The organism is Desemzia sp. FAM 23990 (assembly GCF_045528485.1).
Taxonomy (GTDB): Bacteria; Bacillota; Bacilli; order Lactobacillales; family Carnobacteriaceae; genus Desemzia.
This window is the reverse complement of the sequence record NZ_JBGQQW010000026.1, coordinates 1-13170: the sequence shown is the minus strand read 5'-3', so window position 1 is coordinate 13170 and position 13170 is coordinate 1. Positions and strand designations below refer to the sequence as shown.

Genomic DNA, 13170 nt, shown 5'->3' with positions numbered 1-13170 from the left:
GGTTGTATTATGGGAAAAAATAACTTTGGCAAAACACTAGTTGTAGGATTAGCAGCAGCGGCGACCGCATTACTTTTTGCTCCTAAATCCGGGAAAGAGTTAAGAGGCGATTTAAAAGAACAAGGTTTAGTGGTGAAAGATAAAGCTATGACCAAAGTAAATGAATTGTCAGATGAGTTTAAACAAACTTATCATGAGGTAGAAGAAGAAATGGATTACGCAAATCCAGATCCGGAATTAGAAGAGACTATTGCAGATATCGAAACAGACTTGTATCATCCAAATCAAGAAAAAGCGGACATTTTAACTCCTGAGCCTGTTGACTTAGTGTCACATCCTCATGCTGGTTCGATTCCAACAGATCCTTCAGCACCTGTTGAAAGACCTGTACCGCCAGTTGGTCCAAATGTACCTCCAACAGCGGAGAAACCTGTAGCACCAACTCCAGATATCTAAAAAAAAAAACGTGCCTACTCTCTTAGGCACGTTTTTTATGTTATTTTGGTTCTACAACACTTAACGTTGATCAATAAAAAATACAGTTCTTTTTAAGGCTAAATCTATTAGAAGCGCATTCTTAGAAATTTCAGGAGGAATATGGGGTTGCTTATAGCCATGAAAAAGGATGCAAAAAAAAGGAAACACTGTGGGCGTACGCCCACAGTGTACCATGCTTGTAAGCTGCTGAAGCAGCAACAATCATGGCAATTACTTAGTATTTGGCTTTAGCCGTTACGCTTAGTTTGACGCTTGCAAGTCTTGAGACGCGGTTTTCGGCTCAAGGCGTTCCCATGGATTTTCATAAGCAACCACATAGGCCGGAGGAAATTTCTTTACCAACGTTAAAATATAAGATTCATTATTTTTTCACCCAAACTGAAACAGATCCAGCATTTACAGGGAAGATCCCTACACCATTTTCATCTAACGTTACTTCGTCTTCACGGTGGCCTAGATAATCATAGAAGACTTCTCCAGATCGCTCTTCGCCAAAATTCATTTCTTTGAAGCCTTCTTCACTGTTAGATAAAACTACAGCACATCCTCCTGGATGCTCTTCATCCCCTGATCTCGTCCAACCAATACAATTCGCGTGATCCAAGTAATCTGTTTGATCCCCGTAAGCGTACTGCTGTCTAAGATAAATTAACTTATCCAAGATTTCTGATTGTCCTTCAATAGGGTTATCCCCTTTAAGACCATAATAATCTCCGTAAAAAACAGTCGGATATCCATATTTTCTTAGTAAGATGATGCTATAAGCTAAAGGTTTAAACCACGGTTCAACGTAAGATTCTAAAGCTTGAGATGGTTGCGAATCATGATTGTCTACAAACGTTACCGCAGAAGTTGGTTTTTTCTGCATCAATGTCTCATCAAATAAAGGTCTTAAATCATACGCGTTTCCTTCTTTAGAAGCATTAGACAATTTATAATGCAAAGATACATCAAACAAACTGATGTCATCGTTATGAGCTTTTAAATAGTCTTTTAAATGTCCGTATTTTTGATCCCAATATTCTGCAACTACAAAAAAGTCTTCTCCAAACTCTTCTCGTAACCCACAAACAAGATCATTCATAAATTCTTCATGGATGTGTTTTACAGCATCCAATCTAAATCCATCTACGCCTGTTTCTTTTACAAACCAACTGGCCCATTGTTTAATTTCATTTACTACATCCGCATTACCATAATCGATATCCGCAAACATCAAATAATCATAATTCCCATATTCGTTGGCTACTGCAGAATCATCAGCCCAACTTTTATCATCTTCTGCTATACGAAAAATGCTTTTTTTGTCATTTAATTCATCGTAGTCTATTCCACTAAAATGATGGTAATTCCATATAAAATCAGAATATTTCCCATTTCTGCCCGGAAAAGTAAATTTTGTCCATCCTTCTATCTCATAGGGTTCTGTTATTTCTTTATTACGATCGTCTTCAGCTACTTCTACTGCGTTAAATCGTTCTGTCTCGTCAGCTCCGCCTTTATGGTTTAAAACAACATCTGCATAGACTTGGATATCGTACTTATGCAGTTCTTCAATCGCATCCAGCAATTCTTGTTTTGTCCCATACTTGGTCCGCACGCCGCCTTTTTGATCGAATTCTCCTAAATCGTATAAATCATAGATACCGTAACCTTCATCATTGATCGTTACTCCTTTAAAAACAGGTGGAATCCAGACAGCAGTGATACCAATATCATGTAAATGTGCCGCATCTTCCTTTAGGCGTTGCCAATGTTTTCCATCAGCTTCTGTAAACCATTCAAAATATTGCATCATTGTTCCGTTTATAACCATCGTTCTTCCCCCTAAATAAACTTAAATAAAAAAATAAACATAAAAATAAACATACCTAAATCATAAGTCTTTCCCGTCATAATAGCAATTTTAAAGCTTTGGAAACTTTTTACTCTACATATAAAATATAGAAATTTATTGGTCTTGAATACCATCTTTAAACTATTCAAATCCTACCTCCATTTAGATGACATAAAAAAGATGACACCCAATAATAGGAGCCATCTTTCTTATAAGATAGAGATGCTGACTAGTCATTACAGTCATCAATTTACACGATTCTTTTAAACTTCTCTCTAGATATGTTTTCGCCAAGTATTTCGATTAAATAAAATTAGGATAGGGAATATTTCTAATCTTCCGGCTATCATTACAAAAGATAACAAAATTTTTGAAAAGTCACTGATGTGTGCAAAACTTTCCGCAGGTCCAATGGTTCCTAAACCAGGACCGATATTATTAAATGTTGCCGCTATGGCACTAAAAGCAGATGTAAAGTCAGGAGCATCCATACTGATTAATAACAACAAAATGAAAAAAATAATCATATAGATGACAAAGTAATTTACTACACCATGCTTAATGTCTTTGCTTAATGATTTTCCTTCATACTTGATCGCTACTACTCGGTTAGGATGTGCATTACGCTTGAATTCAGCAACAGCGGTCTTCCATAAAATAGCTACTCGAGAGATTTTTAATCCACCCGCTGTAGATCCAGCACTTGCTCCAAAGAACATGAGTATGAGCAGTATCGTCTGAGAAAATAACGGCCATTGGCCAAAATCTGCAGTAGAAAAACCTGTGGTAGTAATGATAGATGAAACAGTAAAAAAGACGTCTCGAACTAATCGTCCAAAAGATTCATAATAAGAAAATAAATTCACACAAATCAAAATAACTGCACTTATAATAATTCCGATGTACCATCTTAATTCTTCACTCTTCAAAACGTCTTTTATATGACCAATCAAGATCAAATAAAACAAATTAAAATTCACACCAAAGAGAATCATGGAAGTTCCAAGGACATAATCAATATAAGCACTATCATATGGAGCTATACTTCCATTTTTTATACCAAAGCCACCCGTCCCAGCAGCCCCAAAGGCATGTAATAAAGCCTCAAATAAATTCATTCCTCCAAAAAGCAATAACATTACTACTATAGCAGTCATTGCTAGATAGATTTTATATAAAATACGCGCTGAGGAGGACAGTTTTGAAACTAATTTTCCAAAAACCGGACCAGGTACTTCTGCTTTCATAATATGTACTGATTCAGATTCTATTTGAGGTAAGACAGCTAGTGCGAATACTAATACTCCCATCCCCCCCACTAAATGAGTAAAACTTCTCCAAAATAAAGAGGAATGAGATAACGCTTCAACATCCGTTAAAATACTAGAACCAGTAGTTGTGAATCCACTACTCGTTTCAAAAAAAGCATCAATCAAACTAGGTATATCTCCATTCATTACAAATGGAAGTCCGCCGAAAAAGGAAAGCAGTATCCAAGATAATGAAACAATAACAAAGCCTTCTTTAGCAAATAATTGTTTTTTCACTGGTATTTTTCTACTTAATAGATATCCAATAACTAGCAAAAGTACACTAATAGCTAGAAAACTGAATGGGTATTTCCATTCTTCTTGATAAAAGATACTAACTATCAAAGGAAAAACTAGTAAAAGAGATTCAACTTGTAAAATTCTTCCAATAACATATTTCACCATACTAATGTTCACAAGTGCGATACCCCTTTATTTTAATATATCATCAATGTCATCATAATTTTTTTCTTTTGTAATGACAATAACATGATCATCTGTTTTTATTGTATCTTGTCCTCCAGGAACAATGAGTTTTTTGCCTCTAATAATATAAGCAATTAGTAAATGCGATTTTATTGATAAGGATTCTAACGGTACATTAACCACACGACTACTTGCCTTCACTCTAAACTGAAGAGCTTCAACTTGATTATCCGCTAAACGGAATAACGCTTCTACATTTGAAACAGATTGATTGGTTAAGGAACGTACAAATTGTAAGATAGTGTTCGCGATCACCCTTTTTGGTGTAATAACAGTTTGTAATCCCATTGTACCAAATATTTTCAGCAATAATGTTCGATTGACTTTTGTAACGATCTTTCTTACATCTTGTTGAGATGCGTACAAAGAAGTGATGATATTTTCTTCGTCCACACCTGTTAGACTGATAAAAACGTCGTATCCCTCAATACGCTCTTCTTCTAAAAATTCTTGGTCTGTTCCATCTCCATGAACCACCATGATTCCAGGAAAGGCTTCACTTAGTTCTTCGGCTCTTTTTGCATTATTTTCAATAACTTTTATATCCATTTTGTAATCTTTCAACATATTGATTAAATAATAAGTAATGCGTCCGCCACCAATAATTAAAGCAGACTTCATTCTAGCCCGATTGTCTCCCATCAACTTATAGAACTTGTTCACTTCTTTCAATGAACTAACTACATAGATACGGTCTCCTTCTCTTAAATAGTTTTCTCCAGAAGGAATGATAATGTCATCTCCACGTTGAATGATGGCCACCAAAATATTCCCATACCGCGTTCTAAAGTCTTTTAAACTAATATTTATTAACGGACTATTTTGTTTAATTTTTAGTTCTACAAGATTGACGCGATTGCTTGCAAATGATTCTACGCTTAAAGCAGTAGGATATTTAATAACTTTCATAATATCTTTTGCAGACTCCAGTTCAGGATTGATCATCATAGTAATGCCTAAACTCTCTTTAACAAACCCAATATGTTTTGTGTACTCTGGATTTCTAACACGTGCAATTGTATATTTTGCGCCTAGTTTTTTGGCTATAATTGCTGACATAATATTGATTTCATCTTGTGGAGTCACAGCAATGAATATATCACAATTTGGAACGCCAGCCTCCATTTGTAGATCAAAACTAGCTCCATTTCCTGCTATTCCTGCAATATCATATTTGCTGATTAAAGCATCTATTCGTTTGCTATTCTTTTCAATTAGGATAATATCATTTCCTTCAGAGGAAATTTCTGAACAGAGAACCTCTCCAACTTTGCCTCCTCCAGCAATAACAATATTCATTTTTCCTGCCCCCTACGATGCTTTCTAATTTTAATCCATAAAGTATAATCAACTTAGCATATTACGGCTATTTTATACAGTAATTTTATTAACAGATGTATTCTAGCAGAATATAAAAAAAATACAATCACCAGACGATCAATTCGTGTATTATTTCCTGGGAAATACCTAAGAAGTATGTCTCACTTTTTCTGTTTATTTATGGATATACCGTGCTTTAATTAGTTAACGTTCTCTAAGTCATATAGTAAACAAGTACAAAATAAAAAAAACTTTAATTTATTTACCAAAATATTCTTTGGAAATTAAACTAAAGTTTTTTATGTATTTAACTTATGGGTTATGGGGGGCTCGAACCCTCGACCCGCTGATTAAGAGTCAGCTGCTCTACCAACTGAGCTAATAACCCAAATCAGTCACCAATGCAACGAAACAATTATAACACATTTTTTCACATTGGTGACACTTTTTCTTAAATAATTTGTATTCAATTGGCTTTTATTTAGATTTGACTCCAAACATCTTCTAAAATATTCGTTTGTTCACGACCTGGTCCAACTGAAAAAGTTGAAATTCGAACTCCTACCAATTCAGAAATACGTTCCACATAATTCCGAGCATTGTCAGGTAATTCTGCCAATGTACGACAAGTTGTGATATCTTCCTCCCAGCCTGGCATTTCTTCATAAATCGGAGTACATTCTGCCAATTCTTTCAAGCTTGCAGGATAATGAAAAATTTTCTCTCCATTACGCTCATAAGCTGTACAAATTTTAACCGTTTTTAATCCGCTTAATACATCAATTGAATTTAAAGACAAATTGGTGATTCCTGAAACGCGTTTTGAATGGCGCATCACAACTGTATCAAACCAGCCAATACGACGCGGACGTCCAGTTGTTGTTCCGTATTCTTTCCCTATATCTCGAATCTGTTGTCCAATTTCATCATGCAATTCCGTTGGGAACGGACCATCACCTACACGAGAAGTATAGGCTTTACATACACCAACTACTTTATTGATTTTTGAAGGACCAACTCCGCTTCCGATTGTCACTCCACCAGCAACTGGATTCGAAGAAGTTACAAAAGGATAAGTGCCTTGGTCAATATCCAACATAACCCCTTGAGCCCCTTCAAATAAAACATTTTGCCCAGCCTCAAGAGCATCATTTAAAATAACGGTTGTATCTGTTACATATTTTTTGATTTCTTGGCCATATTGATAGTATTCTTCAAAAACAGTTTCAAATTCAATAGCTGTTGAATCATATAATTTAGTAAACAACCGATTCTTTTCTTCTAAGTTAACACGCAAACGTTCTTCAAAAAGCTCTTTATCCAATAAATCAGCAATCCGAATGCCTACACGAGAAACCTTATCCATATATGCTGGACCGATTCCTTTGATAGTTGTTCCGATTTTATTGGCGCCTTTAGAATCTTCTTGTAGTTGATCCAATTGAATGTGATACGGTAAGATAACATGTGCACGATCAGAGATTCGGAGATTGTCTGTACTGATTCCTTTTTCATGCAAATAAGCCAACTCTTGTACCAGAGCCTTAGGGTTAACCACTACTCCATTACCTATCACACTTATCTTTTCTGAAGAAAAGATACCAGAAGGAATAAGGTGCAGTTTATACGTTACGCCACCAAATTTAATCGTATGGCCTGCATTATCTCCACCTTGATAACGTGCAATCACATCCGCATTTTCACTCAAGAAATCGGTAATTTTTCCTTTTCCTTCATCGCCCCATTGTGTACCAACAACTACTACAGAAGACATAAAAACACCTCTTTTTTATTTTTAAAAATCCTTTTGTAGTGTACCAGTAATCTTTTTACTATTCAATAAAAAACGAACATTTTTATTATTTTATTTAAAATAAAGGTCCAAAGGCGAATCATTTCATCTTAAAGAAAAATTAAAGGCTTCATAAACGAACTTTATACTCGTTTATGAAGCCTTTAATTTTTTATGAGATGGCATCTTCAGGATAGTAAGATAAGGAAGAAAATTTATTGTACTCTTTAATAAATAATAATTTTACAGTTCCTCTTGCACCACTTCTGTTTTTTTCTATGATTACTTCTATCACGTTGTCTTCATCTGCTTCAAAGTTATCCTCGCCATCTTCTTGACCCTCGCGATCATAATAATCATCACGATAAAGAAACGCTACGATATCCGCATCTTGCTCGATTGAACCAGACTCACGAATATCACTCAATACTGGACGTTTATCTTGTCTTTGTTCCACGCCACGAGATAACTGAGATAACGCAATAACGGGAACTTTCAATTCTTTAGCTAATTTTTTTAACTGACGTGAAATTTCAGATACTTCTTGTTGACGACTTTCTTTACCTGTTCCTTCAATAAGTTGCAAATAATCAATTAGTATCAATCCCAGATTACCTTTTTCTTGCTTTAAACGACGACATTTGGCACGAATCTCAGCCACACGTATACCTGGAGTATCGTCGATATAAATACTCGCTTTAGATAAACTACCCATGGCAATAATCAAATTCTGCCATTCTTCTTCTGTTAAATTACCTGTTCTTAAATTACTGGCATCGATACTGCCTTCTGAACACAACATCCGGTTAACAAGAGACTCGGCTCCCATTTCCAGACTGAAAATAGCCACTGTTTCATCCGTTTTTGTTCCAACATTTTGAGCAATGTTTAAAGCAAAAGCCGTTTTCCCTACAGCCGGTCTGGCAGCTAAAATAATCAGCTCTTCTTTTTGCAAGCCAGCAGTCATTTTATCTAATAATTTGTATCCTGTTGGCAAGCCCGTAATTTCTTCATTATTTTGATACAATTGATCTATTTGAGCTACAGTTGAGTTTAACACATCTGAAATAGACAAAAAACCGGTCCTGCTTCGTCTCTCCGATACTTCTAAGATACTTCTTTCCGCATCATCTAAAATTGAAGCAACCTCATCAGATTCCTCATATCCTTTAGCCACAATTTCTGTGGCTGTATGAATAAGGTTTCTCAAAATGGATTTTTGTTCCACAATTTTTGCGTAATATTCCATGTTTGCCGCTGTTGGTACCGCCACTGCTAATTCTGTCAGATATGGAATACCCCCAATGTCTTCTAATTGGTTTCTGGATTCTAATGCATTTGTGATCGTAACGATATCAATAGCTTCATTTTCATCGTTGAGGTCCATCATAGCTTGAAAAACCATTTGATGACCACGACGATAAAAATCCTTAGCTTCTATAAACTCCAAAGCTCCAACAAGTGTATCCGCATCTAAGAAAATAGATCCTAATACAGCTTGTTCAGCTTCAATACTTTGCGGTGGTAAACGATCTTGGAACGCTTCATTTGCCAAGTTTTTCAACTTCCTTTCAAATACATAAAAACGCTTGTACTGTTCCACATTCAATGTGTCATTTCTGCTATTATTCTAACTGAAAATCACTGAGATTACAATCTAACAAAGGGAACGTTTGTTCCTTTTGGCGTAAAGTTATCTTTTAGCGTCACATCATTCAATAGCATTTATTTTACCTTAGTTTGATTCCAATAAAATAAGTCAGCCAAGTTTTCTCTTGGCTAACTTATTTAGCGGTTCACTTTAATTTTCAGGTACAACCCGTACAGTAATTTCTGCAACAACTTGTGGATGAATTTTAACATCCATTACTTGAGTTCCTAAAGAACGCATAGGAACATTCAAGTCGATTTTTCGTTTATCCAATTCAATACCCAATTGTTTTTTTGCAGCAGAAGCGATTTGTTTCGTTGTTACCGATCCAAATAATCGACCATCATCAGCTGCTTTTGATTTGATCTCAATGGCATTTTCTTCTTTTTCCAGAAAGACTTTTAACTCTTTTGCCTCTTCAAGAATTTCAGCCTCTTGTTTTTCTTGTGCTTTTTTCTTTCCTTTTAACTCACTGACACTTGCAGCATTGGCTTCTTTCGCCAACCCTTTTTTAAATAAGAAATTTGAAGCGTACCCATTTGGTACTTCTTTCACTTCGCCTTTTTTACCTTGTCCTTTTACATCTTTTAAAAAAATAACTCTCATGTTGTTGCAGCCTCCTTAGTAGAATAATGAGCTAAAATAGCTTCTTTTAATTGTTTTTTAGCTTCAGTTACTGAACTATTTTCTAGTTGGGTAGCAGCATTTGACAAATGTCCGCCACCGCCCAATTCTTCCATAATAACTTGAACATTGATTTCGCCTAAACTTCGAGCACTGATTCCAATACGTTTATCTAATCGCTTAAAAATTACAAAAGCGGCATCAACCTTACTCATAGATAGCATCGTATCGGCTGTTTGTGCTGCTACTACTGTATCATATTCTTGGTTTTCTTCACCAGCTACAACAGCCATATTAGGAGTAACAAATTCCATGGACTCTATTAAATGACTGCGAAGCAAATACGTATCCGTATCTTCTTTTAATAATCTTTGGATAAGCACAGCGTCCGCACCACAAGAACGTAAATAGCTTGCTGCATCAAAAGTACGTGACCCCGTGCGTAAAGAGAAACTCTTGGTATCCACTACTATACCACCCAACATAGCTGTTGCTTCGATTTTATTGATTGGTTCAGCTTCTTGAGATTGGTATTCAAATAGTTCAGTGACCAATTCAGCCGTTGATGATGCATACGGTTCAATATAAACTAATGCAGGATTTCCTGGGAACTCTTCTCCTCGACGATGATGGTCTATAACAACGACTCGATTTTTTTGCTTCAATAGATCAGGAGCAATCGCCATAGACGGTCGATGAAAATCAACCAGAATAACTAAAGTATTTTCTGTCATCATTTCCTCAGCAACTTTTGGGGTAATAATGTAACGACTGATCTGATTATCTTTTTCAATTTCTTCTATGAGTTTTTCAATGTCATGACTATATTGATCTGGCTCTACAACTACCCATGCTTCTTTGTTATTCATTTCAGCAATCCGTCTAATACCTAAAGCAGAACCGATAGCATCTAAATCAGGATTCATATGTCCCATTACAACAACTTGGTCAGCTTGCTTCATTAATTCTTGTAAAGCTTGACTGATCATCCTAGATCGAACACGCGTTCTTTTCTCCATTGGATTTGTTTTTCCGCCGTAATAACGCATCTCTCCAGATAAAGATTTAATAACCGCTTGGTCACCACCCCGTCCCAGCGCTAAATCTAGATTGCTCTGAGCAAGACTAGCCAACTCATTTAAATTTTCATTTTCTTTATCAGCTTCTGTATATGCGATACCAATACTTAAAGTGAGCGGAATATTTTGTTTAGAAGTTTTTTCTCTTATTTGGTCTAAGATACTAAAGTTTTCTGCTTCCATTTGCTTTAACGATTTGCGGTGCATGAATACAATAAACCGATCTTCAGAAACTCGTTTTAAATAAATTTGATGTTCTTTGGCCCAGTTTGATAATTGAGTAGTAATAAATGTATTGATATTTGAGATGTTTCTATCTGTCATACCTTGAACAATTTCATCGTAATTATCAACAAAGATATTTCCTAAAACAATTTTTTCATTTTGATACCGTTGTTTAACTTGACTATATTCAGATATATCCATCAAATAAATCACTCGGATATCTTCCTGGATGATGATTTGGTAACTCTTATCTCCCCATACAATAGTTGTTAAGTTATCTGCATGACTTTGTCTGATTAACTGGTTTAACTCTTCATCAATCTCTTCGATTTTTTTCCCTAGTATTTCTTCTTGATAGCCTATATGTGCTTGAAAATAAGGATTGGTCCATTGCACTTTATAGTCTTCATCAAATAGAATGATTCCAATTGGCATTTTAATCAACGCTTCTTGTTCGCCCCGCTTAATACGGTAAGAAAGATCATCGATATATTTATTGATTTTTCCTATCATTCGTTTTGAAAAGAAATAAATCAATAATAAGAATACAATGAAAATAACCAACATAACCAGTCCGATAATGACGTTAGAAAAAAAGCCTAACAAAATAACAATTAATTGTATGACAATCAATGCTACTGCAGCTAGTTTAACATTTTCATTTTTTAAAAACTGTGGGAGTTTTTCATCTGTTAATTTATTTTTCATTTATAACTCCTTTTCTCCTTCGCCTCTGACCACCGTTCTGTTCTATTCTACCACTTATCTTATTGAGATACTAGAACGTTGACAAAGTCTTTGGAGACACCAACACCTGTTGTTCCAACTTAGTTTTACTGATGTGTACATCTCTTTTAAAATGTTTCACATGAAACATTTTTCTCTTACAAATGGAATTAAAAAAGACCGTGCTGGTTATAAGCTCACGGTCTTTTTGAATAATTTATTTTATTCTTCAGTAACGAACGGTAATAATCCCATTACGCGTGCACGTTTGATAGCTTTAGTCAACTTACGTTGGTTTTTAGCATATGTTCCAGTTACACGACGAGGTAAAATTTTACCACGTTCAGAAATAAATCTTTTTAGAAGATCAACATCTTTGTAATCAACTTTTTCAATATGATTAGCAGCAAAGAAATCAACCTTACGGCGCTTACGTCCGCCTCTGCGTTGTACCATTTCATTTCCTCCTTTAATTAATCGATTTTAGAACGGTAAGTCATCGTCAGAGATATCAATAGGTTGTCCACTTGATTCAAAAGGATCAGAGTTTCCAAAATTTTGATAATCTCTAGCAGGAGTTTGTTGGGATTGTGATTTGTTTTGATTAGCATTAAAAGAATTAAAGTTATTTGACGAATTGGATGTAGTTGATCCATTGTCTTGCGCTCTTCTTTGATCTGTAACAGATTTTGGTTCAAGCATTGAGAAATTATCTACTACAATTTCAGTAACATAAACTTTTTGACCTTGCTGGTTATCATAAGAACGTGTTTGAATACGGCCTTCTACCCCAACTAAAGATCCTTTTTTCGTGAAGTTTGCTAACGTTTCTGCTGTTTTTCTCCATGCAACACAGTTGATAAAGTCAGCTTCACGTTCTCCACTTTGATTAGTGAATTGTCTATTGACTGCTACAGTAAACGAAGCTACTGCTGTTCCATTAGACGTGTATCTTAAATCTGCATCTTTAGTCATTCTTCCAACTAACACTACATTATTAATCACTATATCCGCTCCCTTCCGATTGTTTCACATGAAACAATTAAATTAATCGTCTTCTCTAACGATCATATGGCGTAAGATATTATCATTAATCTTAGCTAAGCGATCAAATTCATTGATAGCCGCTGCATCTGAAGAAGTTAAATGTACGAGACGGTATAATCCTTCTCTGTAACCTTTAATTTCATATGCTAAACGACGTTTCGCCCAGTCTTTAGATTCAGTTACCTCAGCACCATTATCTTTTAAAATGTTATCGAAACGTTCTACTAAAGCTGTTTTTTCAGCTTCATCGATGTTAGGACGGATAATGTATAAAATTTCGTATTTTGCTGTTTGACTCATCTTGACTGTCACCTCCTTATGGACTTTGGCTCTTTTTTTGACAAAAAGAGCAAGGAAAGTATATCTAACGAGTAGATTACTCACGTCTAATTATTATACTGTTTTTATTGACTATTGTCAACAACTAAATGTCGTGATACACGTTATATATCGTTCGAACGTGATAATGTCCTAAGTAGGTCGAAGCATAAAATGTCCCAAAATGATAAAATAAAATCATGAAAAGGATAATACTAACGATGAATGAAGATAAGAAATATAAAGTAATAAAAGCT

Annotated in this window: 11 protein-coding genes and 1 tRNA gene; 1 reads left to right on the top strand and 11 read right to left on the bottom strand. The window is 35.2% G+C overall.

Annotated elements, in window-relative coordinates:
- Positions 1-9 precede the first annotated feature (9 nt).
- Positions 10-456, top strand: coding sequence for a YtxH domain-containing protein (locus tag ACEN4I_RS10495; protein ID WP_407096333.1), 447 nt, complete (start codon positions 10-12; stop codon positions 454-456).
- A 403-nt stretch (positions 457-859) separates the two neighbouring features.
- Here the strand turns inward: ACEN4I_RS10495 and ACEN4I_RS10490 are convergent, their stop codons facing one another.
- The 11 genes from ACEN4I_RS10490 to rpsF form a co-directional block, all read right to left on the bottom strand.
- Entirely contained in the window at positions 860-2314 is a 1455-nt protein-coding gene (locus ACEN4I_RS10490; protein ID WP_407096332.1) for an alpha-amylase, read from the bottom strand.
- A 296-nt stretch (positions 2315-2610) separates the two neighbouring features.
- Entirely contained in the window at positions 2611-4062 is a 1452-nt protein-coding gene (locus ACEN4I_RS10485) for a TrkH family potassium uptake protein (RefSeq protein WP_407096331.1), read from the bottom strand.
- A 15-nt stretch (positions 4063-4077) separates the two neighbouring features.
- A complete protein-coding gene (gene trkA, locus ACEN4I_RS10480; protein ID WP_407096330.1) occupies positions 4078-5430 on the bottom strand; it encodes a Trk system potassium transporter TrkA in 1353 nt (450 codons plus the stop codon).
- 336 nt (positions 5431-5766) lie between these two features.
- Positions 5767-5839 (bottom strand) — tRNA-Lys (locus tag ACEN4I_RS10475).
- A gap of 93 nt (positions 5840-5932) precedes the next feature.
- The gene (locus ACEN4I_RS10470) at positions 5933-7225 is read right to left on the bottom strand and encodes an adenylosuccinate synthase (protein WP_407096329.1); all 1293 of its coding nucleotides are present in this window, start codon (positions 7223-7225) and stop codon (positions 5933-5935) included.
- Between the two features lie 190 nt (positions 7226-7415).
- Positions 7416-8798, bottom strand: coding sequence for a replicative DNA helicase (gene dnaB, locus ACEN4I_RS10465; protein WP_407096328.1), 1383 nt, complete (start codon positions 8796-8798; stop codon positions 7416-7418).
- A 246-nt stretch (positions 8799-9044) separates the two neighbouring features.
- The gene (gene rplI / locus ACEN4I_RS10460) at positions 9045-9500 is read right to left on the bottom strand and encodes a 50S ribosomal protein L9 (RefSeq protein ID WP_407096327.1); all 456 of its coding nucleotides are present in this window, start codon (positions 9498-9500) and stop codon (positions 9045-9047) included.
- Positions 9497-11530, bottom strand: a complete 2034-nt coding sequence (locus ACEN4I_RS10455) for a DHH family phosphoesterase (protein WP_407127737.1) — start codon at positions 11528-11530, stop codon at positions 9497-9499. Before ACEN4I_RS10455 ends, rplI begins: the two co-directional genes overlap by 4 nt.
- A 240-nt stretch (positions 11531-11770) precedes the next feature.
- The gene (rpsR, locus tag ACEN4I_RS10450) at positions 11771-12004 is read right to left on the bottom strand and encodes a 30S ribosomal protein S18 (RefSeq protein ID WP_407096325.1); all 234 of its coding nucleotides are present in this window, start codon (positions 12002-12004) and stop codon (positions 11771-11773) included.
- 27 nt (positions 12005-12031) lie between these two features.
- A complete protein-coding gene (ssb, locus tag ACEN4I_RS10445; RefSeq protein ID WP_407102901.1) occupies positions 12032-12553 on the bottom strand; it encodes a single-stranded DNA-binding protein in 522 nt (173 codons plus the stop codon).
- A 42-nt stretch (positions 12554-12595) separates the two neighbouring features.
- A complete protein-coding gene (gene rpsF / locus ACEN4I_RS10440; RefSeq protein ID WP_204212979.1) occupies positions 12596-12895 on the bottom strand; it encodes a 30S ribosomal protein S6 in 300 nt (99 codons plus the stop codon).
- Between the last annotated feature and the right edge of the window lie 275 nt (positions 12896-13170).

Coding starts and splice junctions, on each gene's coding strand:
- trkA (WP_407096330.1), bottom strand. CDS start 5,430: ATGAATATTGTTATTGCTGGAGGAGGCAAAGTTGGAGAGGTTCTCTGT.
- rplI (WP_407096327.1), bottom strand. CDS start 9,500: ATGAGAGTTATTTTTTTAAAAGATGTAAAAGGACAAGGTAAAAAAGGC.
- ACEN4I_RS10470 (WP_407096329.1), bottom strand. CDS start 7,225: ATGTCTTCTGTAGTAGTTGTTGGTACACAATGGGGCGATGAAGGAAAA.
- ACEN4I_RS10455 (WP_407127737.1), bottom strand. CDS start 11,530: ATGAAAAATAAATTAACAGATGAAAAACTCCCACAGTTTTTAAAAAAT.
- ACEN4I_RS10495 (WP_407096333.1), top strand. CDS start 10: ATGGGAAAAAATAACTTTGGCAAAACACTAGTTGTAGGATTAGCAGCA.
- rpsR (WP_407096325.1), bottom strand. CDS start 12,004: ATGGTACAACGCAGAGGCGGACGTAAGCGCCGTAAGGTTGATTTCTTT.
- ACEN4I_RS10490 (WP_407096332.1), bottom strand. CDS start 2,314: ATGGTTATAAACGGAACAATGATGCAATATTTTGAATGGTTTACAGAA.
- rpsF (WP_204212979.1), bottom strand. CDS start 12,895: ATGAGTCAAACAGCAAAATACGAAATTTTATACATTATCCGTCCTAAC.